Here is a 25,803-nt window from a genome sequence, read left to right as displayed (position 1 = left end):
CGGCTCGGGGCCACGCTAAGTTGTGCTCGCCAGCCCCGGGCCGAGGGAGCAACCCGAATGCATGATGACAACGTAGGCGGCTCCGAACCCTGTTTCGCGCATCATCTGGTCGGCGGGCACCCGGTCGATCTCCAGACCGCCAAGGACGTGGCCCGTTTCCGACGGGCCAAGCGTCAGCGGCTCATCGCGGCACGCGGATTGGCTCCGGATGAGCGCACGCGCGCGACCGCGGCGCTCATCGAAGGGCTCGATCGGATCATCGGGATCGAGCGCGACGTGGACATTGCCGTCTACTGGCCGATCCGGGGCGAACCAGACCTGCGTCCTTGGATGCATAGGGCCCATGCCGCCGGCGCGCGGATCTCGCTCCCGGTCGTGGTCGAGGCGCGGGCCCCCCTTGCCTTCCACGCTTGGATGCCGGGCTGCCAGATGACGCGCGGGATCTGGAACATACCCGTGCCAGCCAAGGGCGCGATCAGCCGGCCCGACATCATCGTCGCGCCGCTGGTGGGTGCGGACAGGGCAAATCACCGGCTCGGCAATGGCGGTGGCTATTACGACCGCAGCTTGGGCGAGATGGCGCCGCGCCCGCGCAGCATCGGGGTGGGGTTTGAGGGATGTTTGCTGCCAACCATCTTCCCGATGCCTTGGGACGTGCCGTTGGATGAGATCCTGCTGTCGGATGGCACCTATTCGACCCGCTGAGCGAACGAGACTCAAAGGAAGAAGAACAGCAGGGTCAGCACCGCGCCCACTGCAACGATGGCGGCCCTCAGGAGTTCGGTGCGCCTGATCCGCCGCGCCTGTCGCGCACCGACATATCCGCCCAGCGTCGTCGCCAGCGCCAGGATCAGGGCGGGCTCCCAGGCGATCAGGCCGGCGGCGGCGTAGCTCGCTGTCGAAACCAGCGCCAGCACGGCCGAAAGCAGGTTCTTCAAACCGTTCATGCCGTGCAGGTCGCGGAAGCCGATCAGGGCGAACACCGCCAGCAGCATGATTCCGAGCCCGCCGTTGAAATACCCCCCATAGGCCGCCACAACACCTATCGCCAAGGCCGAGAGCCGCGGGCCGGTGACGCCGTGACCACGCTTTTGCACACGCGCGAGCAGACGTGGACCAAGAGCGAACAGCAGTGTGGCGGTCAGCAGCAGCCAAGGCACGATGCCCACGAAGGCGTCGCCCGGCGTGATCAGCAGCAGACCGGCCCCGGCTAGTCCGCCGATGGCGGCAAGCGCGATGATCCGGCGCAGCGAAAGGCTCCCCTCGGCACGGATGTCCTGCCGATAGGCCCAGCCGCTACCCATATAACCGGGTAGCGCCGTCAGCGTGGCGGTGGCGTTGGCCATGACCGGCGGGACACCCAGCCAGATGAGGACCGGAAAGCTCAGCAACGTGCCGCCCCCCGCAATGGCATTGACGACTCCGGCAAGAAGGCCGGCAATGGACAGAAGGAATATGGAAAGCATGAACAGGATCCCCCGCTACGGTTCCGGTTCGATGCACTATCCCGATGTTGGTCTGCAAATTGGTCTGATTGGTTTGCTCTCGCGACGATTTGTACCGACCCGGCTTCTTGCGGATCCTACTGCCCCTCACGCGCCCATGCGGCGGGTGGCGGAAAGAGACCGACCGAACTGCTGGCTGTAGGCGCGAGATAATGTCGAGGCCGAAGCAAAGCCGCAGCGCAGCGCAATCTCGCGCAAGGGCAAGCCGGTCTCGGTCAAGAGGTTCTGTGCCCGCGTCAGACGCAGAGCGCGGTAATACACGCCCGCTGAGGTGCCCAGTTCACGCCGACAGAGCCGGTCGAGCGTGCGCAGTGAGACCGCCGCATGAGCCGCGACTTCGACCAGGCTGCGCGGCTCCTCGATTGCATCGAGCATGAAGCGCACGGCACGACCCAGCTGCGGGGACAGCGCGCCGCTCTCGGCGCGACGGCGCTCGATATCGTCGTGTACGAAAAGCGTACGCACGTCGTATGCCAGAGCATCCCCCCCGAGCCAGCGGATCGCCTCGAGTGTCAGCTCCATCGCTGAAGTCGCGCTGCCTGCGCTCTGACGGTCACCGTCGGTTACGTAGCTTTCGGCCACCGCTTCGACGCCGGCAAACTCTTCCGCGAACGCCTCCATCTCATGCCAGTGCACCGTAGCGCGGTAGCCCTCGAGCAATCCTGCTGCCGCCATGATCCATGCCCCCATGTCGAGGCCCGTCACCGTCCGGGACCGTCGCGCTGCGGCACGGATCGCGGGCAGCAATTCGGGACGGGCCGCGGCTTCCCGAGCCCCATAGCCGGCTATCAGGACGAGTGCATCGCATTGGCCGATTTCCGACAATTCGATCTCGGCGGCCAATCGTAGCCCGGAGGAGCTGCTGACCGCTTCGCCACCCGGCGTCGCCACGCACCAGTTGAACAGGGGCCGACCAGAGAGATCACAAGCCGCGCGCAGCGGTTCGATGGCGCTGGCCAGCACCATGTTGGAAAAGCCGTCGAAGGGCAGAAAGACGATCCGGAACGTCATGGTTGTCATTTTGTGCAATATAAACGGCAGAAATGGCAATGCGGGATCGATGGACCGCGGCTAGCTTCTCCTCAATCGACCAATCCAAGCCGATCGGAGGCGCGACCGTGAACTGGGACGCATTCATTACCTGTGCCGTGACCGGCTCGGGGCAGAGCCACCTCAAGAGCGACAAGGTGCCGGTGACGCCCGAGCAGATCGCCGCGTCCTGCGTCGAGGCCGCCGGTGCCGGCGCCGCGATCGCCCATGTCCATGTCCGCGACCCCGAGACCGGCGCGCCGTCGCGCGATCCGGCGCTCTACCGCGAAGTGGTGGCGCGGGTCCGCGACAGCGGCACCGACGTGATCCTCAACCTCACCGCCGGCATGGGCGGCGACATCGTGCTTGGCTCCCCCGAGGCGCCGCTGCCGCTCGACGCAGCCGGCACCGACCTGATCGGCGCCACCGAGCGGCTGGTGCATGTCGAGGAACTCCTGCCCGAGATCTGCACGCTCGACTGCGGCACGATGAACTTCGCCGAGGCTGATTACGTGATGACCAACACGCCCGGCACGCTGCGTGCCATGGCGCAGCGGATCCAGGCGGCGGGGGTGAAGCCCGAAATCGAGGTGTTCGATCTTGGGCATCTGTGGCTCGCCAAAACGCTGGTGGACGAGGGGCTGATTGATGATCCGGTCCTGGTGCAACTGTGCCTGGGCATTCCCTTCGGCGCGCCCAACGATCTCAATTCGCTCACCGCGCTGACCAACAACATGCCCGAAGGCTGGGTCTACTCGATGTTCTCGATCGGCCGGATGCAGCTGCCCTATGCCGCGCAGGCGGTGCTGGCGGGCGGCAATGTTCGCGTGGGGCTCGAGGACAACATCTGGCTGGAGCGCGGCGTTGCGGCCTCGAACGGCGATCTGGTGGACCGCGCGGCGACAATGCTTTCGGCGATGAACGTCAACCTCATGACGCCCGCGCAGGTGCGCGAGAAGCTCAAGCTGAAGAAGCGCTGGTGACCCCCCACCCCATCACATGCCGCACGCGGCTTTGCGCGCGGCCGATTTCAGGGAGATTTGCATGACATTCACCGATCTCAGCCGCCGCGGCTTTCTGGCCACCGGCACCGCCGCTCTCGCCCTCGGACCCACCGCGCTGCGCGCGCAGGCCGGGCCGAAGCGCGGCGGCGCGATCCGCATCGGCCATTCCGGCGGTGCCACCTCGGACACCATCGACCCCGCGACCTATGCCGCGGGACCGGTGGTCACCGCGATGCTCGGCGGGGTGTGCAACAACCTCGTCGAGATCGACGCCGAAGGACGCGCGGCGCCCGAGCTGGCCGAGAGCTTCGAACCCGATGCCGAGGCGCGCGTCTGGACCTTCAAGCTGCGCGACGTGGCCTTCTCCGATGGTCGCAAGCTCACCGCCGCCGACGTGATCGCCTCATTCAACCACCATCGCGGCGAGGACACCAAGTCGGGCGCTAAGGGGCTGCTCGAGCAGGTCGCCGAGATCCGCGCCGATGGCGACCGCGTGGTGGTGTTCGAGCTGACCGCCGGCAATGCCGACTTCCCCTTCGTCGCCGCCGACTACCACTTCGTCATCATGCCCGATGACGGCAATGGCCGGATCGACTGGCAAGCCGCGATCGGCACCGGCGGCTACACGCTCGAAGAGCACGAGCCCGGCGTGCGCATTCGCCTCAAGCGGCGCGACGATTACTGGAAGGACGACCGCGCCTGGTTCGACGAGGTGACGCTGCTGACGATCAACGACCCCACCGCGCGGCAAAACGCGCTGGTGACCGGCGAGGTCGACATCATCAACGGCGTGCCGCCCAAGACCGTGCACCTGCTGAGCCGCCGTCCCGGTCTGTCGCTGGTCGAGGTCACCGGCACCGCGCATTACCCCTTTCCGATGCATTGCGACGCCGCGCCTTTCGACGACGTGAACGTGCGCCTCGCGCTCAAGCACGCGATCAACCGGCAGGAAATGCTCGACAAGGTGCTCAAGGGCCATGGCTCGCTTGGCAATGATCACCCGATCGCACCGGGTAACCGCTTCCACGCCGCCGATCTCGAACAGCGCGCCTACGATCCCGACCGTGCGAAGTTTCATCTCAAACAGGCCGGTCTCGACAGCCTCGATGTCTCGCTCTCGACCTCCGACGCAGCCTTCGCCGGCGCGGTGGATGCCGCCGTGCTGTTCCAAGAATCCGCGGGCAGGGCCGGGATCCGCGTCAATGTCGACCGCAAACCCGCCGACGGCTACTGGTCGAATGTCTGGCTCAAGGATCCCTTCGCCATGAGCTACTGGAACGGCCGCCCGACTGAGGATTGGATGTTCAGCCTGGTCTATGCCGACGGCGCCGAGTGGAACGAGAGCCGCTGGGGCAATCCGCGCTTCAACGAGTTGCTGGTCGCCGCCCGCGCCGAGCTCGACGAGGGCCTCCGCGCCGAGATGTATCACGAAATGCAGGCACTGTGCCGCGACGATGGTGGCTCGATCATCCCGATGTTCGCCAACTACATCGATGGCAAAAACGACCGCATCGCGCATGGCGACCTCGCCTCGAACCGCTTCCTCGACGGCTGGAAGGTCGTCGATCGCTGGTGGGCCATCTGACCTCCTCATGCTCCGCCGTCAGCCGGCGGCGGGGCGCCCCGAACGACAGTCTCGAAAGGCCCATCGCATGACCCGAACCCTCTCCCGCGCCGCCTGCATCGGCGGCGGCGTCATCGGCGGCGGTTGGATCGCCCGGTTCCTGCTCGACGGCACCGACGTCGCCGTTCACGACCCTCACCCCGAAGCGCGCCGCATCATCGGCGAGGTGCTCGACAACGCCCGCCGCGCCCGCGCGCGGCTGATCTCCGCACCACCCGTGCCCGAGGGGCGGCTGAGCTTTCATGACGACATCGCCGGCGCGGTCCAAGGCGCGGAGTACATCCAGGAAAGCGTGCCCGAACGGCTCGACCTCAAGCACAAGGTCTTCGCCGCGATCGAGGCGGCGGCATCCCCCGAGGCGCTGATCGGCTCCTCGACCTCCGGGTTCAAGCCCTCCGAGCTGCGCCGGGGCGCTGCCCATCCAGAGCGGATCTTCGTGGCCCATCCTTTCAACCCGGTCTACCTCGTGCCGCTGGTCGAGCTGGTGGGTTCCGGGCCGGAGGACGACGCCATCCTCGATCGGGCAGCGGGCATTCTCGCGCAAACCGGCATGCACCCTCTCAAGATCCGCCGCGAGATCGATGCGCATATCGCCGACCGGCTGCTCGAGGCGGTCTGGCGCGAAAGCCTCTGGTTGGTGAAGGACGACATCGCCACCACGCAGGAGATCGACGACGCGATCCGCTTTGGCTTCGGGCTTCGCTGGGCGCAGATGGGCCTGTTCGAGACCTACCGCATCGCCGGGGGCGAAGCGGGCATGAAACACTTCATCGACCAGTTCGGACCGGCGCTGAAATGGCCTTGGACCAAGCTCATGGACGTGCCCGAAATGACCGAGGAACTGTCGGCCAAGATCGCCGCGCAGTCCGACGCGCAATCGGGGCAACACACGATCCGCGAGCTGGAGCGGATCCGAGATGACAACCTGATCGGCATCCTGCACGCGTTGCGCGCCAATGGCTGGGGCGCGGGCGAGACGCTGCGCGCCATGGAGGAGCGCGCTTTCGCGCAGGCCCATGCCCGCGCAGCAGCGGCCGCGCCCGACCCCACCGAACCGCTGCAGCTGCACCGCGCGAAGGTCGGTGGCAACTGGCTCGATTACAACGGCCACATGACCGAATTCCGCTACCTGCAGGTCTTCGGCGACGCCACGGACGCCTTTCTGGGCCATATCGGCATGAATGCCGCCTACCGCGCGCAAGGCTTGTCGGTCTACACGGTCGAGACGCATATCCGTCATCTCGCCGAGACCGCCGCGGGCACGGATCTCACCGTACGCACCACCGTGCTGGGCTTCGATGCCAAGCGCATCCGGCTGCATCACGAGATGGTCGATGCCGATGGCACGGTGCAGGCCACGGCCGAGCACATGCTGATGCATGTCGATACGCAGGCCGGCCGCGCCTGCCCGATGCGCGCGCCGTTGACCGATCGGCTGGCCGCGCTGGCGCCCGGCCAGAGCGCTCTGCCCGCGCCCGATCACGCGGGCCGCCCGATCCGCGACATCGGCTGGCCGCTCGGGGAGCCCGCCTGACATGCATCCCCTCCTGCACATGACGTTGCAGCGGTTGGCCCTCGGGCTCCTGACCCTCTTCGCGATCTCGCTGTTCATCTTCCTCGCGATCGAGCTTCTGCCCGGCGACCTGACCGAGGAGATCCTCGGCCAGTCCGCCACGCCCGAGACGGTCGCGGCCTTCCGCCGCGAGCTGGGTCTCGATCAGCCGGCGCATCTGCGCTATCTCGACTGGCTCGGCGGCGCGCTCCGGGGCGATTTCGGCACCTCGCTCGCCAATGGCCGCGAGATCGGCGAACTGCTGGCCGCGCGCTTCGGCAACACGCTGTTCCTCGCCGCCTACGCCGCCGCAATCTCTGTGCCACTGGCGCTAGGACTTGGGCTTCTCGCAGCGCTCTACAGGGGCAGCTGGTTCGACCGCTTCGTCAACGTGGCGACGCTCAGCTCGATCTCGTTTCCCGAGTATTTCGTGGCCTACATCCTATTGCTGTTCCTCTCGGTCAAATGGGGGCTGTTCCCCTCGATCGCCGATTTCGGCAGCGGCGCGGATCTGGGCACGATCCTCTACCGGACCTTCCTTCCGGCGCTGACGCTCGTGCTCGTGGTCACCGCGCATATGATGCGGATGACCCGCGCCGCGATCATCAATCTCATGGCCCAGCCCTATATCGAGATGGCCCGGCTCAAGGGCGCCTCGCCCGCGCGGGTGATCCTGCGCCATGCCCTGCCCAACGCGCTGTCGCCGATCATCAACGTGGTGGCGCTCAACCTCGCCTATCTGATCACCGGCGTGGTGATCGTCGAGGTGGTCTTCGTCTTTCCGGGGCTGGGACAGCTGATGGTCGACTCGGTGGCCAAGCGCGACATCCCGGTGGTGCAGGCCGCCTGCCTGATCTTCGCGGGCATCTACATCCTGCTCAATCTCGCCGCCGATCTGCTGGCCATCGCCACCAATCCGCGGCTGATGCACAGGAAATGACCGATGACGCTGACTGACATCAAGACCGCTCCGCCGACGGCCTGGTTCGGCATCGTGGTGATCGCGCTCTACATCTTCGTCGCCCTCTTCGCCCCCCTCATCGCACCCTTCGGCGAGACCGAGATCGTCGGCATGGAGTTCGAGCCCTGGGGCGGCGCCTACCCCTTGGGCACCGACAACCTGGGCCGGGACGTGGTCTCGCGGCTGATCTGGGGCACGCGCAATTCGCTCGGCATCGCCCTGGCCACGACCGTGCTGGCCTTCGGCGCGGGTGCGGGGCTCGGGCTTCTGGCTGCGGTGACGGGGGGCTGGGTCGATCAGCTCCTGTCGCGGCTCGTCGACATGCTGATCGCGATCCCGGCGCTTCTCTTCGCGCTTTTGCTGCTGTCGATCTACGGCACCGGCATCGTCAACCTCGTGATCGTCATCGCGGTGATCGAGGCGACGCGCGTGTTCCGCCTCGCGCGCGCCGTGGCGATGGACGTGGTAGTCATGGATTACGTCGAAGCCGCGCGGCTCCGGGGCGAAGGGCTCGGCTGGCTGATGCGCCGCGAGATCCTGCCTAATGCCACGGCCCCTCTGATCGCCGAGTTCGGCCTGCGCTTTTGCTTCGTGTTCCTCGCTATCTCCGCGCTGTCCTTCCTCGGGCTCGGCATCCAGCCGCCCACCGCCGATCTGGGCTCCATGGTGCGCGACAACGCGGCCCTCATCACCTTCGGGGACATCACCCCGCTCCTGCCCGCCGCCGCCATCGCGCTTTTGACGGTGAGCATCAATTTCGTCGTCGACTGGGTGCTGCATCGCGCCTCCGGCCTCAAGGACTGAGAGGTTCAAGATGACCGATCCCCTCCTCACCATCCGAGATCTCAGGATCGAGGGCCGGCAGGGCCGAAGCTGGACCCCGATCGTCAAGGGCGTCGATCTGGAGCTGAAGCGCGGCGAGATCCTCGGCCTGATCGGCGAGAGCGGCGCCGGGAAATCGACGCTGGGCCTCGCCGCCATGGGCTATGCCCGCGACGGCACCCGCATCTCCGGCGGCTCAATCGACTTCGACGGGCAAGACCTCCTCGCACTGTCGGAACGCCGCAGGCGCGGTCTGCGCGGTCGGCGCATCGCCTACGTCGCGCAATCGGCGGCGGCCAATTTCAACCCGGCGCACCGGCTGATCCGGCAGTTTTCCGAAGCCCCGACCGAGATCCACCGCATCAGGGGCCGCGACGAGGCCGAGGCCGAGGGCCGCGCACTATATGCCCGGATGCGTCTGCCCAATCCCGGCGAGATCGGCTTTCGCTATCCGCACCAGGTCTCTGGCGGACAGCTGCAGCGCGCGATGACCGCGATGGCGATGTCCTGTCGTCCCGACCTCATCATCTTCGACGAGCCGACCACCGCGCTCGACGTCACCACACAGATTGAGGTGCTGGCGGCGATCCGCGACGCGGTACGCGAGTTCGGCACCGCCGCGATCTACATCACCCACGACCTCGCGGTGGTCGCGCAGATGGCCGACCGGATCAAGATCCTGCGCCATGGCGAGGAGGTCGAGGAACAGCCTACCCGCGCCATGCTCTCCGCCCCGCGCGAGGACTACTCCAAATCGCTCTGGGCCGTGCGCAGCCACGAAGCCGCTGCCCGCCCGGCCCCCGCCGAAGGCGAAACCCCGGTGCTGCGGCTGTCGAAGGTCTCGGCCGAATACGTGCGCGGCACGCGGGTGCTGCGCGATGTCAGCTTCGACATCCCCAAGGGCCGCACCGTCGCGGTGGTGGGCGAGAGCGGCTCGGGAAAATCGACCACGGCGCGGGTGCTGACTGGCCTCCTGCCGCTCAGCGCGGGACAAGTCGAGCTCGATGGCGCGCCCCTGCCCGACCGGCTCGCCGGGCGGTCCAAGGACCAGCTGCGGCAGATCCAGATGATCTACCAGATGGCCGACACAGCGCTGAACCCCAAGCAGACGATCCGCGAGATCATCGGCCGCCCGCTGCGCTTCTACCTCGGACTCAGGGGCGCGGCGCAGGAGGCACGGATCCGCGAGCTGCTGGCGGCGATCGAGCTCGACCCCGACAGCTACATCGACCGCCTGCCCGGCGCGCTCTCTGGCGGGCAGAAACAGCGCATCGGCATCGCCCGCGCGCTGGCCGCCGAGCCCAAGCTCATCGTCTGCGACGAGGTGACGAGCGCGCTCGACCAGCTCGTGGCCAATGGCATCCTGCGCCTCCTGCGGCGCCTGCAGGAGGAGCGGGGCCTGAGCTACATGTTCATCACCCACGACCTCGCCACCGTCCGCGCCATCGCCGACCACGTGGTGGTGATGCAAAACGGCGAGGTGGTCGAGCAGGGCCCGCGGGACGAGATGTTCGCGCCCCCGCACCACCCCTACACCGAGACTCTGCTCGCCTCGGTGCCGCAGATGGATGCGGACTGGCTCGATACCGCGCTTGCCCGCCGGGGGGAGATCTGAGATGCGCGTGACCGATCCCGAGATCCTGCGCTTCATCGCCGAGACCGAGGCCGCCTACCCGGCCGAGGCCAACACCGCCACGCCCGCCGAGAACCGTCGTCACTACGACGCGATGTGCGCGGTGTTTCGCAGGCCCCGACCTGAAGACATCGTCGTCACCGACGCGGTGGTGGCAGGGGTGCCGATACGCCGCTACCGCCCGCGCGGCGCGGCGGGGCCCTTCCTTCTCTACCTGCATGGCGGTGGTTATGTGGTGGGTTCGCTCGACAGCCACGACGACGTCTGCGCCGAGATCGCGCTGGCCACCGGGGCTGAGCTGGTCGCGGTCGACTACAGGCTGGCGCCCGAGCATCTCTACCCCGCGCAGCTCGACGACGTAGAGACCGTCTGGAGGAACGATAGCGCGCACCGCCCCGGCATCGTGTTGGGCGACAGTGCGGGCGGCGCTCTGTCGGCGGCGCTGTGCCGGCGCATGCGGCGCATGGGTGGGCCGATGCCGCTGGCGCAATGTCTGATCTATCCCGGTCTGGGCGGCGACATGTCCGCGCCCTCCTATGCCGAGAACGCCGAGGCGCCGCTCCTGCGCACCGCCGATCTCGTCCATTACGCGGGGGTGCTGACCGGCGGCGACATGATGCTGCGCGAGACCGATCCCGAGCTCTCGCCGCTGCGCGCCGCCAATTTCGCCGGGCTGCCCCCGGCCCTCGTCGTCACGGCCGATGTCGATCCGCTGCGCGACGACGGCCCCGCCTATGTCGACAAACTCGTCGCCGCCGGAGTCGCCGCCGAATGGCGCAACGAACCGCAGCTTGTACATGGCTACTTGCGGGCTCGGCATCGCAGCATTCGCGCTGCGCGAAGCTTCGAAGCGATTTGCGACTGGCTGCAGGGGCAGCTTCGCTCGACGGGCTAACAGCTCAATAGCTGCCTTTCGTCACAGCTTGGCCCGAGGTCGAGTCTTTCTAAGGGAATGGAGCGACCAGCCGGATAGGCGTGCCTCGGATCGCGATGATCGACCGGCATAGCGGTCGGCCCTGAAACTTGGCGGAAACACTGCCAAACCCGGGTCGACGCGCGTTTTCCGCACTCGGAGGTGGCCCACTTCAACTGGTTGCGCTCTTCTTCAATGGGATCGAGATCATAGCTCCGGGTGCACTCCACTGTGCTGTCAGGCCGCATTGAAACATTCGGTTTCTCAAACGACAGCGCCTTTGCGCAGTGCTACACCTTCGACGTCGAACAGGTGCAGATGTTCAGGCGCTACTTCTATCCCCACCGTATCGCCCGGCCGTGGGAACTGACCCCCAGGCACACGAACATTTATCCGGCCCAGCGGCCCGGCATCCACGAACACGCTGTTGTCCGCCCCGAGGTATTCGTTGAAATCGATCCGCCCCGAGATCTGCCCCCCGCCCGGCTCCACGAGGCGAATGTCCTCGGGTCTCAGCCCAAGATGAACGGCTTGGCCTGATACCCCCTTCGGCACAGAAATCGTCCCGCCGCCCGGAAGGTTGATCGGGCTTCCACCATGCATGTCGCATGGCAGGACATTCATCTTCGGACTGCCGATGAACTGTGCCACGAACAGGTTTGCAGGTGCGGTATAAAGATCTCGGGGTGAGCCGATCTGCATGACTTCGCCGTCGCGCAATACGACGATACGGTCGGCCAAGGTCATCGCTTCGACCTGATCATGCGTGACATACAGCATGGTCGCGCCCAGCTGGCGATGCAGTGCCGCGATCTCAAGCCGCGTTTCAGCCCGAAGCGCCGCGTCGAGGTTCGACAGCGGTTCGTCGAACAGAAACCCCTGCGGCTTTCGCACGATCGCCCGACCAATGGCGACACGCTGGCGCTGACCACCGGATAGGGCCTTGGGCTTACGATCAAGGTAGGCGTCAAGCTGCAGCGCGCGGGCGGCTTCGGTCACTCGGGCGTCGATCTCGGCCTGCGGAAGCTTTTCGGTGTGAAGCGCGAAAGCAATGTTCTGCCGGACCGTCATATGCGGATAGAGCGCGTAAGACTGGAACACCATCGACAGTCCCCTGTCGTGGGGCGCCAGATCGGTGACATCGCGCCCACCGATGCGGATCCGGCCGCGGCTGACCGCCTCGAGACCGGCCACGAGACGCAGCAAGGTCGACTTACCGCAGCCGGAGGGCCCGACAAGGACCACAAATTCGCCCTGCTCGATCTCGAAGGAGACGTTGCGGATGATCTCGGTGGTCCCGAAGCTTTTGCCGACGGCGTCCAGGCTGATCGTGCTCATGATGGCTCCTTCGCCTTGGGATGTGTCTAAATGACCTGCCCGTCCACGACGACCCCGGTCGCGTGCAGATCTTGGTCAAGCAGGGTGACCGAGGCGCGGTGCCCCGGCGCGATGCGACCCAGTTCCTGGCCGAGGCTCAAGACCTCGGCCGGTGTCGTTGCCGCCATTCTGAGCGCCTGCGCCGGGCGCGCACCGCCCAGACGGCACATGTTGCGGACCGCTTCGTCCATCGCCAAATGCGCACCGGCAAGACGCCCTTCGGCATCTGCGAGGCGTCCGTCCCTCTGGGAAATGGTCTTGCCATTCACGACGAAGGTCGCGTCGGGTGCGTCGAGCGTTGCCATCGCATCGGTGACGAGACACAGCCGAGCGTCGGTCATGGCGCGAAGCGCCAGTCGCAGGTTGGCCGGATGCACGTGGATATCGTCGGCGATGAGGCCCGCGAACAGTCGCGGGTCGTCGAGCAGCGCGCCGGCCACGCCGGGAGCGCGGCCTGTGACCTGCGACATCGCGTTGAAGAGATGGGTGCCGCCGCTCAGGCCCTCATCCGCCGCGCGCATCATCGCGGCATAATTGGCGTCACTGTGCCCCGCAAAGACCGTCAGACCGGCGCGGGTCAGGCGCGCGATCGCCCCAGGCGGGGCCTTCTCTGGGGCGAGCGTGAGCAGCAAGGGCCCGCCCACGCCCTCGCACAGCGCGTCGATATCCACGGTCGTCAGATCACGCACTGCCGCGGGCGGGTGGATGCCCGGCCGCGCGGGCGACAGGAACGGTCCTTCCAGATGCAGGCCCAAGATCCCCGGCTCGGCCTCGACCAGCGCCGCGCGCACGGCGCGCATTGCGGCGAGGTAGGAGGTCCCGGGCGCGGTGATGAAGGTCGGCAGGATATGCGCCGTGCCCCCCCGGTGCGCCGCATTGGCCATGCGTTTCAACGTATCGTGCGTCGGCACGTCGTTGAACATCACGCCATCGCCGCCGTTGATCTGCAGGTCGATAAAACCGGGGGCCGCCACGGGCATACGAAGCACGCGCCCCGGTGGCGCGTGGCTGGCCGAGGTGACGTCCCGGATGAAGCCGTCCCGGATGACAACCGCCCGATCTGCGACCGGGTACTCCACGTCGCCATCGTAGAATGCATCCGGTAGGAGGATCAGCGAGGCCGCGTCAGACAAGCGTCACCTCCTGACCCTGCGGGTGGACAGTTTCGTAGTACTGACGCAGTTCCAGGCCTGCGGCCGCCTCGGTGTCGAGCACGACCGTCACCTTGGGATGCATCTGCAACGCCGAGGCCGGGCAGCGGGCGCTCAGCGGGCCCTCGGCCATCGCCGCGACCGCTTCCGCCTTGGCGGCACCTGTGGCCAGCAGGACGGCGTGGCGGCTGCGCAGGATCGTGGCGATGCCCATGGTGATCGCAAAACGCGGCACCGCCTCGTCCGGGCCGAAAAAACGGGCATTGGCCTCGCGGGTCGCGCGGGTAAGTGTCTTGACCCGCGTCGGCGAAGCCAGCGAAGAGCTGGGCTCGTTGAAGCCGATATGCCCGTTGCGGCCGATCCCCAAGAGTTGCAAATCGATACCCCCGGCATGCGTGATCGCCGCGTCATAGCGCGCGGCTTCGGCCACCGGGTCGGGGGCGTCGCCACGGGGCAGATGGGTCCGCGCCGGCTCGAGTTTGAGTGGCGCGAACAGCCGCTCTTGCATGAAGGCGTGGTAGGATTGCGGATGTTCTGGCGACAGGCCGACGTATTCGTCGAGGTTGAAGCTCGTCATCCGGTCAAGCGACACCTGGCCCGCTCGGGTACGATCGAGCAGACCGGCATAGACCGGCTCCATCGTGCCTCCGGTGGCCAGCCCCAGAACAGCGTCTGGCTTATCGGTCAGGGCGTCGGCGATCAGTGCCACGCAGCTTGCCACGGCAGCGTCCCGGTCGGGCAGTATCAGTATTTTCATGGTCTCAGCCTTTCACGGCGCCGGCGGTCATCGACCCGCCGATATGTCGGTACATGAACAGGCCCAGCAGCAGCGGTGGAGCCGAGGAGATCATGATGATCGCCGCCGCCACCCCCCATTGCACGCCGCCACCACCCGAAGCGAAGAAGAACGAGGCGCCCACGGTGATCGGCACGGCCTCCGAAGTGGTCAGCATCAGGCCGAAAAGAAACTCGTTCCAGGCGGTGATGAAGCCGAAGATGAAGACCGTCACCAACGCCGGACGGCATAGCGGCAGCACGATCTGCCACAGCAGCGTCGAGAGTCGTGCGCCATCCATTCGCGCCGCCTCTTCAAGCTCAAGCGGCAGATCCCGGATTGTGTTGACGAGGATCAGCATCGCCAGTGGCAGGTTCACCACCGCGAGGATCAGTCCAAGCCCCATGCGCGTGTCCAGAAGCCCCAGCGACTGATACATAAGATAAAGCGGGATCGCGAAGACGATCAATGGCAGGGCGCGCAGGTTGACCACGGCGGGAAACAACCAGGCCGCCCCGACACCGCGCCGCGCGACCGCCCAAGCCATGGGGAAGCACAACACCATCGGCAGCAGACTTCCGATCAGCGCTGCCACGAGGCTGTTGCCAAGATAGGCCCAGACGTCGAGCCGCCCTCCAGTCGAGAGCACGGCGGCGTAGTTCTCGAGCGTCGGGCTGCGCACGCTCAGGCCCGGGTTGCTGGCAATTTCACCCGCGGATTTCAGGGAGGTGACCAGCGTCGCGATCACCGGGAAATTGAGGATGAAGGCGGCGAGGCCGAAGACCAGCCAGCGCATGCCTTTGTCGAGCCCGCGCATCATGCGTCCTCCCTGCGCAGCTGACGCGCTGCCAGCCACAGCATGGCAAAGGCTGCCGCGAACAGGATCACGCTCGCCGCCACTGCCTTGCCTATGTCGCCCGACCGGAAAAAGGTCACGTAGATATAGATCGACAGCGAGGTGGTGGAGCCGCCCGGACCGGTGCCGGTCAGCACCCAGATGTTGTCGAAGACCCGAAAGCCATCAATGAAACGCACGAAGAACGCGATCGCCAACGTCGGCGCCATAAGCGGCAGTTCAATCCGGGTCAGCATTCGCCAGCTGCGGGTGCCGTCGACCGAAGCCGCCTCGCGAATATCCCCGGGGATCGCCTCGTAGGCCATATGGAACAGCAGCAGAGCAAAGGGGGTCCATTGCAGCGTCTCGATCACGAAGATCGTAAGGAAGACATTGTCGGCCGTGAGAAAGCCGGGGCTGTCGCCGAACCATGACAGCAGGTAGTGCGGCAGAGGGCCGATGAATTCGTGCAGCACGAGCCGGTACATGAGACCCATCATGGCGGGTGCCACGATCATCGGCATGATCAGAATGGCCAGCAGCCAGGGATGACGGCGCAAAAGCGGCGCGAGATAGATCGCAAGCGCCAGCCCGAGCAGGCATTCCGCGCCCGCCGTCAGGGTCGCGAACTTCAGTGAGAACCAGCTCGCCTGCCAGAACTCCGGATCGGTCAGCACGGCCGCAAAGTTGCCCAAGCCGATGAAGTTTGGAGCGCGCAGGGTCTCGAACCGGACTTCCGAGAGGCTATAGACGATGTCGAGCAGCGTCGGAAAGCCGAGCAGCGCCAGCAGAAAGAGCACGAGCGGCGCCGCGAGTGCCGCGTTTTCCAAGCGGGGTCCGTGGATCATCTCATGTCCTTTGAAAGGGCGGCGACCTTTTTTCAGGCCGCCGCGAGAGTGAGACCTACTTGCCCAGCAGATCAGCCATGCCCGCCTGCGTTGCCGCAAGCGCCTCATCGAGGCTCTGGGTGCCGCCCCAGTAACCAGTGAACTCACGCGCCTGCAGCTCATAGACCGACAGGGCCTCGGCCGACGTCGCCCCGGTCATGACGAAACCGTGGTCCGACGCGTATCGCCCAAGCGGCACCAAGTCCGGCCGGTCCGCCGCCACCGCCTCGACAGCGGAGCCCGTCAGGCCCGGGGCGCCGCCGGCCTTGGCATAAGCCACCGCGGCCTCTTCGCTCGACAACCAGTCGAGAAAGGCCCGCGCGCCATCGGGGTTGCGCGCGTTGGCGTTGAGTCCCAGTCCCAGACCGTGAATATGAGTAAACCGACCATCGGGCCCAGCGGGGGGAGCCACGCTTTCGGTTGTCTCCGCCGTGGCGGGTGCTGTCTCGGCATCGGTTAGCGACGCCGCCGCCCCGTTCCACTGCACCATCATTGCCACCTGACCGGAGGTAAAGGCAGCATTGGCTTCGGCAAATTCATATGACAGCGAGTCGCGCGGTGTAGCGCCCGCGTCGAGCAGCAGTTTGTACATCTCGAGACCGGTCCGGTAGGCTTCGGAGTCGACCGTGATCTCACTCGCCTCGTTCATCCAGTCAGCGCCGTAGGCCCGGGGCAGGGACTGAAACACCATCATGTTGAACAGCAGGTTCTTCATCTGCAGGACCGTGCCGTAGCGGGTCGGGCTGTCAGGGTTCACGGCCTTGGTGAAATAAAGCGCCGTTGCCGCAAAGTCCTGCCAGGTCCATTCGTCGGGGTGCTTGGGCTGCAGTGCCTCGCCCAGATGCTCCTGCGCGATGGCCGCATAGGTTTCGGCCGCCTGCGGGTCGGCCAGCAGCGCCGTGATCAGGTCCGAGCGGAAATACAGGAAATGCATCGAGAGATCGGTGGGAACGCCGTATTGCTGCCCATCGTATTGCATGGTCGACAGAACGGTCTCGCCAAAGACGGCCTCGGCTTCGGGCGACAGGGTGATCGGCTCTAGGTAAGGGGCGTAACGGCCGATCGAATAGGTCGCGAGAAGGTTTACGTCGAAGGCATCGCTGCCAGCGGCAAGGTCGGCCTGAAGCTTGTCGAAAAAGCCGTCGCGGCTGAAGAGCAGAAGTTCGACCTGATCGCTCTCAGCAACCGTCTCACGGGTGTTGTAGATTTCGGTTACGGCGCGAAGCGCCTCTTCCTCCGGGCCACCCGGCCAGCCCAGAACGGTAACTTCGGCCTGAACGGCCGTGGTCGAAAGCAGTGCTGCGATGCAGGCCATGCCTGCGAACAGTCTCGTGGTGTTCATTGTCTCATCTCCCTGTTGTTCGTCTGATAATCGTCGTCAGGTGCCAGCGTGCCCGGCCAGACCGGCAATCCCGATGATGCCCGCCGCGCCTCCCAGTGCGGCGACCCGAAGGTCGGGTCTGAGCGGCTCCGGCAGTTTTGACAGCCCGGCGCGGATCCGGTCGAGAAAGCCCGGTGCCAGCCCGACCCCGCCACCGATCACGATGCGGGGCGGGTCGATCAGCATCTGCAGATCCGCGCAGAGCGCGGCCGCGCGGGCCGCCGCCGTCGACACAATCTCCTCGGCCCAGCCCGCCCCCTGCCCCGCGGCCTCGAAGACACCGCGGGCATCGGTGTCGTGGCCGGACAGGGCCGCGGCCTGCGCGATCCAGCGACCGGACATCTGGTCCTCGACGAGAGCGCCGCGCAGATCCAGGCCACGCATCTGACCCGCATGACCGGCGAGCCCGCTGCGGCCAGACAACAGGCGCCCACCCACCACGATGCCACCTCCGATGCCGGTGGAGATCGTCAGATAAACCATGTCCTGAGCCTCTCCCGCGCCATGCAGGAACTCTCCCCAGGCCGCAGCCTGCGCATCGTTGGCCAGCGTCACGGGACAGTTCAGCCGTGCTTCGGCCATGAGCGCATAAGGGGTCTGCTCTGGAACCGACAAAGTGCCTGGATTGAGCGCCGACCACATCCCCTCCGAGACCCGGCCGGTCACGGCGATGCCCACGCGCTCAAAGCGTCCCTGCCATGGGGCCGCGAGCCGTGCGGCGGCATCGAGCCATGCCTCCGGACCTGCCTTGCGCTCGGTGGGTGTGGTAACCTGCTCGATCACATGGCCCGCTTCGACGAGGGCGCAAAGCAGCTTGGTCCCGCCTTGGTCGATGGCCAGAACCGGGCCGGTCATGCCGCGCCTCCGGCCCGGCGCACGGCCTCTGCGAACCAGCCGGTGACGTGTTCGATGCGGGTGATCGCCGAGCCGACAACCACCGCATGCGCCCCGGCACGGATTGCAAGGGCCGCCTCTTCGGGGCGGTGGTAGCGTCCCTCGGCAATGGCCGGCAACCCGCAGGTTGCCAACGCCGTGACCAGATCCAAGTCCGGCCCGTCCTGCGGCGCTTCGGCCCCGGTGTAGCCCGACATGGTTGAGCCGAGCAGCGCCGCTCCGGCGGCGGCGGCGCGGCGGCCCTCCTCGGCGGTGGCGCAATCGGCCATGGCCAGTCTTCCGGTAGCGCGCACCGCTTCAAAGAGAGCGGCCACGGTTTCGGGGCGGTCGCGATCGGTTGCGTCGACCGCAATGATGTCGGCTCCGGCGGCTGCCAGATCCGCGACGTCCTGCGCGAAGGGCGTGATCCGTACCGGGCTGTCCGCAAGATCGCGCTTCACTAGGCCAATGATCGGCGCATCGGTCAGGGTGCGCACCGCGCGCAGGTTGGCGATTCCTTCGATCCGAAGCCCCGCTGCGCCCCCGTCGAGCGCAGCCTTCGCCATCGCGGCGACGATCTCAGGACGGTCCATCGCTCCGCCGGTTACCGGCTGACAGGACACCATGAGGCGGCCGCGTAGTTGATCGAGCATGAGACGGGATCTCCGATTCTATGTGCTCCCCACATAGAACCAGATGAAATACCGGTATGCAACTGGTCTTATAACGACTGTCGTTCTGTCAGCTTTGCAACTCGGTGACGAAATCGTACATTTCGCCGTTGTAGCGGGTCTCGGTGAACTCCACGCCGCGCCCATCAGCAAGGCGACAGCGCCGTTCCACGATGAGGAGCGGCCCCCCCGCCCGGCTGTTCAGAAGCTTCGCCTCCGCTTCGGACATGATCCCAGCCCTGATCCTCTGCGTGCCCAGGTGCGGCCGAACCCCGCGCGCCTCTAGCGCCGCATAGAGAGATTCCCCCTCGAACTCGGCTGATGGCAGCAAACTGCGCGGGATAACGGCATGTTCGATGGCAATGGGGTCGTCATCGGCGAGGCGCAATCGACGCAACCGGATCACCTCGTCGCGGGCGTCAAGGCTGAGCGCCATGACCTCGGTCGGGGTCGCGTGCCCCTCTTGTCGATCAAGCCAGCGCATGCCGGGCTTCATGCCTCTGGCGCGGATTTCCTCGGAAAAGCCGACGAGCCGCGATAGGCTCTTCTCGACCCGCTGTGCCACGACGGTGCGCGCACCCTGTCGCCGGGCCAGCAGGCCACGACCGATCAGCTCCTCAATCGCCTTGCGTACGGTGACCCGCGATAGCGCAAGGTCTTCGGACAGGCGGCGTTCGCCCGGCAATGTGCCGCCGCGTGGCAGCTCTCCCGCTTCGACCGCCTGCGCCATCGCATCGGCGAGCTGTCGATAGAGCGGCTCTGAGCTGTCGCGGGGCCCTAACCGCGCCGCGAGGCGCTCCAGCATTTGCGTGTCATTCATCTGCGTTCGCTTTGACTTGCCTGAAACCCATACCACTGGTCCTAACCTGTGCCGCGTCCAATGGACAGAAAACGCCCAACTCTGACCCACCTATATGCAAGGGGCCGCCCCCACCGGACGGCCCGTTCACATCATTGAGCGAGAGCGCGGGTTGCTACTGCATCAACCCGGGCAGTCCGGTCGCAAGAAACGGAAAGACGCAGACCAGCAGCAGCACCACCACAGGCGGGATCAGCCACGGCAGGATCGCCCGCGCCAGCCGGTGGAACGGGATCTCACCGACCTGGGCCACCACGAAGAGCGCCATGCCCATCGGAGGGGTCAAGATCGAGATCATCAGGTTGAGGATCACGATGATCCCGAAATGCACCGGATCGATCCCGAAGCCCATCGCGATCGGCACGAGGATCGGCACCACGATCAGCAGGATCACGAGGCTCTCGATGAAGCAGCCGAGCAGGAAGATCATCAGGTTGACCGCGATCAAGAAGGAGATCGGCCCATCGGCGAGGTTGAGGAACATCGAAGCGATCTGCTGCGGCGCCTGCTCGCGCGCCAGCACGAAGCCTAAGAGCCCCACCCCCGCCACGATGGTGGCGATCGAGGCCGAGGTCAGCGTCGAGTCGTAGATCGCGTCCCATAGCCGGCGCAGCGTCAGCTCGCGGTAGAACAGAAGGTCGATCGCGATGGCGTAGAGCACCGTCACCGCCGCCGCCTCGGTGGGCGAGAACAGCCCAGAAAAGATGCCGCCGACAATCACCGCGGGCGTGAGCAGCGCCGGCAGGCTCTTGACGAAGAGAAGGCCGACAGCGCGCGCCTCGGGCCGGGGATCGCGCGGATAGTCGCGCTTCTTGGCGGTGGCATAGACCATCACCATCAACGCCACGGCGCAGAGCACGCCTGGCACCACGCCGCCGAGGAACAGCGCCCCGATCGAGGTATTGGAGATGACGCCGTAGAGCACCATGGTGATCGAGGGCGGCACCAGCGGGCCGATCATCGAGGACGAGGCCGTCACCGCGCCCGCGAATTCCTCGTCATAGCCCGCCTCGCGCATCGCCTCGATCTCCATCTTGCCCAAGCCCCCCGCATCGGCGAGCGCCGAGCCGGACATGCCCGAGAAGAACAGCGAGGCCAGCACGTTGACATGACCCAGCCCGCCGGTGATGTGTCCGACGAGGGCGCGGGCGAAGCCGAACAGGTGATGGGTGATGCCAGCAGAGTTCAGGATCGCGGCGGCGAGAATGAACAGCGGCACCGCGAGGATCGGAAAGCTGTTGAGGCCGTCGACCATGCGCTGCATGGCAAAGCTCAGCCCCATGCCGGTGTGATAGAAATAGCCCATGGAGACGATGATCATCGCCACGCCGATCGGCACGCCGATCAGCACCATGAAGAGCCAGACGAGACCGACGGAAGCGAGGATCATGCCACGTCCTCCAGGCCGGGGCCGCCCGGGGCCTGCATGTCCGGCCCTTGCCTAAGCCGCGCGAGAATGCGCCGCGCCACGCGGTGCAGCACGAGGATCACCGCGACGAGACCGGCGGCATAGAGCACAGCGTCGGAAGCAGGCAGTGTTACCGCCTCGTTGTTCCAGGTGCGCAGAATCGTCTTCCACGAGATCCAGACGAGGTGGCACAGGATGCCGCCCCACAGCAGGTCCACGGCAATCGCGAGCCAGTGTCTCGATCGAGCGGGCAGTAGGTCAGCGAGGAACCCCATGCGCAGCTGGGTGTCGTTGCGCTCGACCGCGGCGATGGCGATGAAGGCCATCCAGACCCAGATCCAGCGGGCCGCTTCCTCGGTCCAGACCGGCCCCCGGAACACAGGGGTGCGGCCGAAGATCTGGATCATCAACACGCCGAAGAGGACGATGAAGAGCGCCGAGGCGATGATGCCTTCAAAACTGTATCTGCGCATGGGATCTCCGATCCGTCGATTGGGGTCGTGGCGGCGGAGTGGGAGCCCCGCCGCCGGGTCTTGGCGGCAGGCCGGGCGGGAGGCCCCCGACCGCCGCCCGTCCGCGGCTTACTCGCCGCGTACCTTGGCGATCGCGCCCTCGCCGAACTCGGCTTCGAGCTCGTCGTAATAGGGCTGCATCGCGTCGCGGAACGGCGCGAGATCGGGGCGGGTGATGGTCAGGCCGCGCTCCTCGAAGGTGGCGATCAGGTCTTCTTCGGCCTTGACGGTCATCTCGTCCGAGACCTCGCCACCTGCCTCGATCGCCTCGCGGACCCACCCCTTCTCTTCTTCACTCAGGCTCTCCCATGTGTCGCCCGACATCAGGATCGCAGCGCTGGCAACGAAGTGGTTGGTCATCGCGACGTGGTCCTGAACCTCGTAGAACTTCATCGCATCGATGGTGGGCAGCGGGTTCTCCTGCGCGTCGACCTGGTTGGTCTGCAACGCGAGATAGACCTCTTGGAAAGCCACAGGCGCCGGGGTGGCACCGACATTCTCGGCATAGGCGATGAGGAACGGCACGTTGGGGGTGCGCATGCGCAGGCCCGTCATGTCCTCCATGCTCTCGATCGGCTTGTTCGCCGTGGTCTGGCGGGTGCCGTAATACCAAAGATCGAGCATCTCGACGCCCTGCTCGCCGAACTTCGCGTCCATCTCCTGGCCCCAAGGGCCGTCCACGATCTCTTCGAGATGCGCGAAATCATCGACGACATAGGGCGCGCCGACGAGCTTCAGCTCGGGGATGACATAGCTCATGTCCGGGTAGCCGGTGATGACCATGTCCAGCTCGCCCGCCTGCACCTGCGCCACCATGGCCTTGAAGTCGCCCAGCGTGCCGGAGGGGAACAGGTTTACGGTCAATTCGCCGCCTGACAGCTCCTCTAGCTTCTCGGCGAAAGCCTGCGTGCCCTTGAAAACGTTGGACACCTCGTTGTCCTGCATGCCGAAGGTCAGTTCGCGCGCCTGCGCGGTCCCGGCGATCAGAGCCAGCATCGCGGTCGCAGCGAGCATCTTGGTATGGATCATGGTCGTTCTCCTCCTTGGTAGGTCGTTGGCCCCAGGGCGGCGTCAGCCGCCGTCCGTTGGCAGGTCTATCCCGGTGCTGCGCGGGGCTTCGAGCCGGGCGCGGTAGGATCTGGCAAGATGGCGATCCATTACGTCGGTGGCGGTCACCACATCGCCCGCGAGCACCGCCTCGTAGATCGCGCGGTGTTCTTCATAGGCGATGCGGTCGTAATGGGCCGGGTCGTCCGTCGGCGCGCGGCGCGCCAGCATGCCGCTCACGAACATGTCGTGCAGCGCCAAGATCACCGGGTTGTCGATCACCGTGACCAGAGCCCGGTGAAAGGCGATGTCGGTGCCTGCAAACTCGGCCGTGCCGATCGCCTCGAAATTCCGATCGAGCGCTGAGCGGATACGGGTGATGCGGATGTTGTCAGCATGCATCGCTGCCTGTCGCGCGGCGCCGCTCTCGATGAACTGGCGCATCTGTTCGAGATGGGCGCGGCTTTCGTTGTCGCCCAGCACGTCGCGCAGGTGGTCGCCCGCCGCTGTGAGAATGCCTTGCAGCGACGGTGTCGCGGCGCGGGGACGGTAACCGGTCTGGGTCTTGAGATATCCGCGAAGCTGCATCTGCGCGAAGGCCTCGCGCACGGTGGGGCGGGACGCGCCGAAACGTTCGCCTAGCTCGCGCTCGGTCGGAAGCGGTGCGTCGGGGGCGATGTCGCCCGAGCGGATCTCGGCGATCAGCGTTTCGGCGATGAGGCCGGATGCGCGTTGCGTGGTCATGTCGTCCCCTCTCTCAGTGCAAAACCCTGTCTCCCGTCACTCTTGGTATTTTCAGGATTACATATTGTCAAACCAAAAACTCCAATATAGGCAATATTGGTATACAGGCACCACGCTGGGCCCGATCCTCGGGCCGGTGTCCATCACCAGAGGGGGAACGCCAAGGTGGCCAAGCAATTTTCGGGAATGTACGCGGCGCTGATGACCGGCATGGACGACGCCGGGGAGTTCTCGCCCGAGCGCCAGCGCAATATCGATGCCTATGTGCTGCGACAGGGGCTGGGTGGCCTTTATGTCGGCGGCAGCAGCGGTGAATCGGGGCTGCTCGACACCGAGGAGCTGCTGGCGCAGCAGGCCGTGGTGGCCGAAAGCGCCAAGGACCATGACGCCCGGTTGATCGCCCATGTCGGCGTACCGTCGCTGCGCGACTCCGTCGCGCTGGCGCGCCGGGCCGAAGCCTTGGGCTATCACGCGTTGTCGGCCCTGCCGCCGCATGCCTACCCCTTCACCGACGACGAAGTGCTTGCCTATTACCGCGAGCTTTCGGCCGCGACCGCACTTCCGCTGATCGTCTACGAAGTGCCGATCCGCACAGGACGCCCCTTCGGCCTCGACACCTTGGTGAAGCTTCTGACGATGCCGGGCGTCGGCGGCATCAAGTTCACCTCGACCGACCTGTTCAAGTTCTCGATGCTGCGGCGACGCTGCCCCAATAGCTTGTTCTTCTTCGGCTTCGACGAGGTCTACATCACCGGTGCCGCGCTCGGGGCCGATGGCGGGATCGGCACGACATACAACATCCTTGGCAGGCTCTACGTGGCGCTCGACGCCGCGATGCGCGGGGGCGATCTGGCGCGCGCGCAGGAGCTTCAGAACTTGTCGCAGCGCTTCGTCGAAGCGCTTCTGGAGATCGGTGTTCTGCCCGGCATGAAGGCGGCATTCCGAGCAATCGGCGTCGATTGCGGCCCGACCCGCGCGCCGCTCACCCCTAAGATTGTGGATGCCGAGGCGCGCATGAAGACGGTCCTGGATCAACCCGAATTCAAGCGCTGGCTTGCCTGAAACAGCTCTTGCCCGGCGGCCGAAGCGGCCGGGCAAGACCACGACCCTTTTGGCAGCAACCGACCCTGCGTCCTGCGCCGTTCAGGCCGCCCCAAATCCGCCCATCGAGAGCGGTTCGGGCGCCACCGGGCGCGCTTTCTAGGATTTCGGCCGTCTCGCGGACGAGGCGAAAGCCGCCTTGATACTGCCGAATGCAAGACAGGATCGGCCGGATCTGCGAAAGCCGGGCCCCGGCTTTCGCAACGCGCTTGCCGGCCGAAGACTTCAATGCTTGGAATGCGTTCCATTTGAAAGAAGCGCTTCATCCATCGGAACGTCCCATGGCATCGGATAGATGGTCGGCAGTTCGCATCCCGCGAAGCCCATGCCGATGATTCGTGGCCGCTGCTGAAGCCGCGCCAATATCCGGTCATGATAGCCGCCGCCTTTGCCGAGCCGGTAAAGATCCCGGTCAATGCCTACCAGGGGCGCGATGACGATATCCGGTACGCGGGCCTCGCCATCCGCCGGCACGGGAATGTTCCAGATGCCACGGGTCATCAGGCAGTCGGGCGACCAGTCGCGGAATTCGAGCGGCATGGCCTTCGCGACCACGACCGGAAGCAGGATGCCCGCACCCGCCGCATGGGACTTGGCCATCCATGGCCGCAGATCCGGCTCCCCGCGGATCGGCCAGTAGACTGCGATGGTCATGCCGGCTTTCGGCGCGATGATCCTGTCGAGACCCGGGATCAGGGCCGCCGTCCCGCTTTCGCGCTCACGCGAAGACATGGTGCGAGCCGCGAGAAGCCGCGCCCGTTCGGCGCGCCTGTACCGCGCCACATCCCGCGCCGTCCCCGCATCGACCGGATGCCCGTCGACGAGCAGATGAGCAAAGCAGGGTGAGGAACCTCCATCAGTGTTGTCCTCCATCTCGGATCACCCATTGCGGTCCATGCGGTCCGAACAGCCTAGCGCAGACACGGGCAAAGACGATAGCGCCCCATGCCGGTTGATCGCGATGCGCCTTAAGCGGCTGCGCCGTCCCCTGCCCCGCGCAGCAACAGCCGAATGATGTCGGAGCGGGTCAGGATGCCGACCAGCCGCTCCTCTCGCACCACCGGCATGACCTCGCTGCCCTGCGCTGCCAGCCGGTGCAGCAGCGCGCCGACCGGGCATGTCATGCGGCACCGCCCGCG

Annotated in this window: 26 protein-coding genes; 9 read left to right on the top strand and 17 right to left on the bottom strand. The window is 66.1% G+C overall.

Annotated elements, in window-relative coordinates; all coding sequences use genetic code 11:
- Window positions 1-57: 57 nt before the first annotated feature.
- Window positions 58-705: a 5-formyltetrahydrofolate cyclo-ligase gene (locus tag T8T21_RS18235; protein WP_322337847.1), complete on the top strand. Its 648-nt coding sequence runs from the start codon at window positions 58-60 to the stop codon at window positions 703-705.
- Window positions 706-716: 11 nt separating this feature from the next.
- Here T8T21_RS18235 and T8T21_RS18230 read toward each other — a convergent pair whose 3' ends face one another.
- Window positions 717-1,466 carry a sulfite exporter TauE/SafE family protein gene (locus T8T21_RS18230; RefSeq protein ID WP_322337846.1) on the bottom strand — a complete coding sequence of 250 codons (750 nt, stop codon included), beginning with the start codon at window positions 1,464-1,466 and terminating at the stop codon, window positions 717-719.
- 126 nt (window positions 1,467-1,592) lie between these two features.
- Window positions 1,593-2,525, bottom strand: coding sequence for a GlxA family transcriptional regulator (locus T8T21_RS18225; RefSeq protein WP_322337845.1), 933 nt, complete (start codon window positions 2,523-2,525; stop codon window positions 1,593-1,595).
- 98 nt (window positions 2,526-2,623) lie between these two features.
- On the opposite strand from T8T21_RS18225, the gene T8T21_RS18220 reads away from it, so the two are divergent.
- The 7 genes from T8T21_RS18220 (at window position 2,624) to T8T21_RS18190 (ending at window position 11,025) form a co-directional block, all read left to right on the top strand.
- Window positions 2,624-3,517 carry a BKACE family enzyme gene (locus T8T21_RS18220; RefSeq protein WP_322337844.1) on the top strand — a complete coding sequence of 298 codons (894 nt, stop codon included), beginning with the start codon at window positions 2,624-2,626 and terminating at the stop codon, window positions 3,515-3,517.
- Between the two features lie 61 nt (window positions 3,518-3,578).
- Window positions 3,579-5,123: an ABC transporter substrate-binding protein gene (locus T8T21_RS18215; RefSeq protein ID WP_322337843.1), complete on the top strand. Its 1,545-nt coding sequence runs from the start codon at window positions 3,579-3,581 to the stop codon at window positions 5,121-5,123.
- A gap of 67 nt (window positions 5,124-5,190) precedes the next feature.
- On the top strand, window positions 5,191-6,696 hold the full coding sequence (locus tag T8T21_RS18210; RefSeq protein ID WP_322337842.1) for a carnitine 3-dehydrogenase: 1,506 nt from the start codon (window positions 5,191-5,193) through the stop codon (window positions 6,694-6,696).
- A 1-nt stretch (window position 6,697) separates the two neighbouring features.
- Entirely contained in the window at window positions 6,698-7,654 is a 957-nt protein-coding gene (locus T8T21_RS18205; RefSeq protein ID WP_322337841.1) for an ABC transporter permease, read from the top strand.
- A 3-nt stretch (window positions 7,655-7,657) separates the two neighbouring features.
- A complete protein-coding gene (locus tag T8T21_RS18200; protein ID WP_322337840.1) occupies window positions 7,658-8,479 on the top strand; it encodes an ABC transporter permease in 822 nt (273 codons plus the stop codon).
- 10 nt (window positions 8,480-8,489) lie between these two features.
- Window positions 8,490-10,112, top strand: coding sequence for an ABC transporter ATP-binding protein (locus tag T8T21_RS18195; protein WP_322337839.1), 1,623 nt, complete (start codon window positions 8,490-8,492; stop codon window positions 10,110-10,112).
- A 1-nt stretch (window position 10,113) separates the two neighbouring features.
- Window positions 10,114-11,025 carry an alpha/beta hydrolase gene (locus T8T21_RS18190; protein WP_322337838.1) on the top strand — a complete coding sequence of 304 codons (912 nt, stop codon included), beginning with the start codon at window positions 10,114-10,116 and terminating at the stop codon, window positions 11,023-11,025.
- A 282-nt stretch (window positions 11,026-11,307) separates the two neighbouring features.
- Here the strand turns inward: T8T21_RS18190 and T8T21_RS18185 are convergent, their stop codons facing one another.
- The 13 genes from T8T21_RS18185 to T8T21_RS18125 all read right to left on the bottom strand — a co-directional run bounded on the left by T8T21_RS18185 (window position 11,308) and on the right by T8T21_RS18125 (window position 23,563).
- On the bottom strand, window positions 11,308-12,381 hold the full coding sequence (locus tag T8T21_RS18185; RefSeq protein WP_322337837.1) for an ABC transporter ATP-binding protein: 1,074 nt from the start codon (window positions 12,379-12,381) through the stop codon (window positions 11,308-11,310).
- A gap of 26 nt (window positions 12,382-12,407) precedes the next feature.
- Window positions 12,408-13,553, bottom strand: a complete 1,146-nt coding sequence (gene nagA / locus T8T21_RS18180; protein ID WP_322337836.1) for an N-acetylglucosamine-6-phosphate deacetylase — start codon at window positions 13,551-13,553, stop codon at window positions 12,408-12,410.
- Window positions 13,546-14,328 (bottom strand): glucosamine-6-phosphate deaminase, encoded by a 783-nt coding sequence (nagB, locus tag T8T21_RS18175; RefSeq protein ID WP_322337835.1) that lies wholly within the window; start codon window positions 14,326-14,328, stop codon window positions 13,546-13,548. Before nagB ends, nagA begins: the two co-directional genes overlap by 8 nt.
- A gap of 4 nt (window positions 14,329-14,332) precedes the next feature.
- A complete protein-coding gene (locus T8T21_RS18170) occupies window positions 14,333-15,166 on the bottom strand; it encodes a carbohydrate ABC transporter permease (RefSeq protein WP_322337834.1) in 834 nt (277 codons plus the stop codon).
- Entirely contained in the window at window positions 15,163-16,029 is an 867-nt protein-coding gene (locus T8T21_RS18165) for a carbohydrate ABC transporter permease (protein WP_322337833.1), read from the bottom strand. Before T8T21_RS18165 ends, T8T21_RS18170 begins: the two co-directional genes overlap by 4 nt.
- Before the next feature lie 55 nt (window positions 16,030-16,084).
- Window positions 16,085-17,383 carry an extracellular solute-binding protein gene (locus tag T8T21_RS18160; RefSeq protein WP_322337832.1) on the bottom strand — a complete coding sequence of 433 codons (1,299 nt, stop codon included), beginning with the start codon at window positions 17,381-17,383 and terminating at the stop codon, window positions 16,085-16,087.
- 63 nt (window positions 17,384-17,446) lie between these two features.
- The gene (locus T8T21_RS18155) at window positions 17,447-18,304 is read right to left on the bottom strand and encodes an ROK family protein (RefSeq protein ID WP_322337831.1); all 858 of its coding nucleotides are present in this window, start codon (window positions 18,302-18,304) and stop codon (window positions 17,447-17,449) included.
- Complete coding sequence (locus tag T8T21_RS18150) at window positions 18,301-18,975, bottom strand: N-acetylmannosamine-6-phosphate 2-epimerase (protein ID WP_322337830.1); 675 nt, start codon at window positions 18,973-18,975, stop codon at window positions 18,301-18,303. Before T8T21_RS18150 ends, T8T21_RS18155 begins: the two co-directional genes overlap by 4 nt.
- 88 nt (window positions 18,976-19,063) lie before the next feature.
- Complete coding sequence (locus T8T21_RS18145) at window positions 19,064-19,798, bottom strand: GntR family transcriptional regulator (protein WP_322337829.1); 735 nt, start codon at window positions 19,796-19,798, stop codon at window positions 19,064-19,066.
- Window positions 19,799-19,967: 169 nt separating this feature from the next.
- Window positions 19,968-21,242, bottom strand: coding sequence for a TRAP transporter large permease (locus tag T8T21_RS18140; RefSeq protein ID WP_322337828.1), 1,275 nt, complete (start codon window positions 21,240-21,242; stop codon window positions 19,968-19,970).
- Entirely contained in the window at window positions 21,239-21,733 is a 495-nt protein-coding gene (locus T8T21_RS18135; protein ID WP_322337827.1) for a TRAP transporter small permease, read from the bottom strand. The genes T8T21_RS18140 and T8T21_RS18135 overlap by 4 nt, the downstream gene beginning before the upstream one ends.
- 108 nt (window positions 21,734-21,841) lie before the next feature.
- Window positions 21,842-22,801 carry a sialic acid TRAP transporter substrate-binding protein SiaP gene (locus T8T21_RS18130; RefSeq protein ID WP_322337826.1) on the bottom strand — a complete coding sequence of 320 codons (960 nt, stop codon included), beginning with the start codon at window positions 22,799-22,801 and terminating at the stop codon, window positions 21,842-21,844.
- A 42-nt stretch (window positions 22,802-22,843) separates the two neighbouring features.
- Window positions 22,844-23,563: a FadR/GntR family transcriptional regulator gene (locus tag T8T21_RS18125; protein WP_322337825.1), complete on the bottom strand. Its 720-nt coding sequence runs from the start codon at window positions 23,561-23,563 to the stop codon at window positions 22,844-22,846.
- A gap of 165 nt (window positions 23,564-23,728) precedes the next feature.
- Here T8T21_RS18125 and T8T21_RS18120 point away from each other — a divergent pair, with 165 nt between their 5' ends.
- Window positions 23,729-24,625: a dihydrodipicolinate synthase family protein gene (locus T8T21_RS18120; RefSeq protein ID WP_322337824.1), complete on the top strand. Its 897-nt coding sequence runs from the start codon at window positions 23,729-23,731 to the stop codon at window positions 24,623-24,625.
- Window positions 24,626-24,889: 264 nt separating this feature from the next.
- Here T8T21_RS18120 and T8T21_RS18115 read toward each other — a convergent pair whose 3' ends face one another.
- Window positions 24,890-25,537, bottom strand: a complete 648-nt coding sequence (locus T8T21_RS18115; protein ID WP_322337823.1) for a 5-formyltetrahydrofolate cyclo-ligase — start codon at window positions 25,535-25,537, stop codon at window positions 24,890-24,892.
- Window positions 25,538-25,632: 95 nt separating this feature from the next.
- Entirely contained in the window at window positions 25,633-25,788 is a 156-nt protein-coding gene (locus T8T21_RS18110; RefSeq protein WP_322337822.1) for a CBS domain-containing protein, read from the bottom strand.
- Window positions 25,789-25,803 lie beyond the last annotated feature (15 nt).

Source organism: Limimaricola variabilis (assembly GCF_034371605.1).
GTDB classification, from domain to species: Bacteria; Pseudomonadota; Alphaproteobacteria; order Rhodobacterales; family Rhodobacteraceae; genus Limimaricola; species Limimaricola variabilis.
This window is presented reverse-complemented; position numbering and strand designations above follow the sequence as displayed.

What these genes read in the sequence shown, in the direction of transcription:
- T8T21_RS18235 (WP_322337847.1), top strand. Translation starts at nt 58, where the DNA reads ATGCATGATGACAACGTAGGCGGCTCCGAACCCTGTTTCGCGCATCAT.
- T8T21_RS18230 (WP_322337846.1), bottom strand. Translation starts at nt 1,466, where the DNA reads ATGCTTTCCATATTCCTTCTGTCCATTGCCGGCCTTCTTGCCGGAGTC.
- T8T21_RS18225 (WP_322337845.1), bottom strand. Translation starts at nt 2,525, where the DNA reads ATGACAACCATGACGTTCCGGATCGTCTTTCTGCCCTTCGACGGCTTT.
- T8T21_RS18215 (WP_322337843.1), top strand. Translation starts at nt 3,579, where the DNA reads ATGACATTCACCGATCTCAGCCGCCGCGGCTTTCTGGCCACCGGCACC.
- T8T21_RS18210 (WP_322337842.1), top strand. Translation starts at nt 5,191, where the DNA reads ATGACCCGAACCCTCTCCCGCGCCGCCTGCATCGGCGGCGGCGTCATC.
- T8T21_RS18205 (WP_322337841.1), top strand. Translation starts at nt 6,698, where the DNA reads ATGCATCCCCTCCTGCACATGACGTTGCAGCGGTTGGCCCTCGGGCTC.
- T8T21_RS18200 (WP_322337840.1), top strand. Translation starts at nt 7,658, where the DNA reads ATGACGCTGACTGACATCAAGACCGCTCCGCCGACGGCCTGGTTCGGC.
- T8T21_RS18195 (WP_322337839.1), top strand. Translation starts at nt 8,490, where the DNA reads ATGACCGATCCCCTCCTCACCATCCGAGATCTCAGGATCGAGGGCCGG.
- T8T21_RS18190 (WP_322337838.1), top strand. Translation starts at nt 10,114, where the DNA reads ATGCGCGTGACCGATCCCGAGATCCTGCGCTTCATCGCCGAGACCGAG.
- T8T21_RS18185 (WP_322337837.1), bottom strand. Translation starts at nt 12,381, where the DNA reads ATGAGCACGATCAGCCTGGACGCCGTCGGCAAAAGCTTCGGGACCACC.
- nagB (WP_322337835.1), bottom strand. Translation starts at nt 14,328, where the DNA reads ATGAAAATACTGATACTGCCCGACCGGGACGCTGCCGTGGCAAGCTGC.
- T8T21_RS18170 (WP_322337834.1), bottom strand. Translation starts at nt 15,166, where the DNA reads ATGATGCGCGGGCTCGACAAAGGCATGCGCTGGCTGGTCTTCGGCCTC.
- T8T21_RS18165 (WP_322337833.1), bottom strand. Translation starts at nt 16,029, where the DNA reads ATGATCCACGGACCCCGCTTGGAAAACGCGGCACTCGCGGCGCCGCTC.
- T8T21_RS18160 (WP_322337832.1), bottom strand. Translation starts at nt 17,383, where the DNA reads ATGGCCTGCATCGCAGCACTGCTTTCGACCACGGCCGTTCAGGCCGAA.
- T8T21_RS18155 (WP_322337831.1), bottom strand. Translation starts at nt 18,304, where the DNA reads ATGACCGGCCCGGTTCTGGCCATCGACCAAGGCGGGACCAAGCTGCTT.
- T8T21_RS18150 (WP_322337830.1), bottom strand. Translation starts at nt 18,975, where the DNA reads ATGCTCGATCAACTACGCGGCCGCCTCATGGTGTCCTGTCAGCCGGTA.
- T8T21_RS18145 (WP_322337829.1), bottom strand. Translation starts at nt 19,798, where the DNA reads ATGCTGGAGCGCCTCGCGGCGCGGTTAGGGCCCCGCGACAGCTCAGAG.
- T8T21_RS18140 (WP_322337828.1), bottom strand. Translation starts at nt 21,242, where the DNA reads ATGATCCTCGCTTCCGTCGGTCTCGTCTGGCTCTTCATGGTGCTGATC.
- T8T21_RS18135 (WP_322337827.1), bottom strand. Translation starts at nt 21,733, where the DNA reads ATGCGCAGATACAGTTTTGAAGGCATCATCGCCTCGGCGCTCTTCATC.
- T8T21_RS18130 (WP_322337826.1), bottom strand. Translation starts at nt 22,801, where the DNA reads ATGATCCATACCAAGATGCTCGCTGCGACCGCGATGCTGGCTCTGATC.
- T8T21_RS18125 (WP_322337825.1), bottom strand. Translation starts at nt 23,563, where the DNA reads ATGACCACGCAACGCGCATCCGGCCTCATCGCCGAAACGCTGATCGCC.
- T8T21_RS18115 (WP_322337823.1), bottom strand. Translation starts at nt 25,537, where the DNA reads ATGGAGGACAACACTGATGGAGGTTCCTCACCCTGCTTTGCTCATCTG.
- T8T21_RS18110 (WP_322337822.1), bottom strand. Translation starts at nt 25,788, where the DNA reads ATGACATGCCCGGTCGGCGCGCTGCTGCACCGGCTGGCAGCGCAGGGC.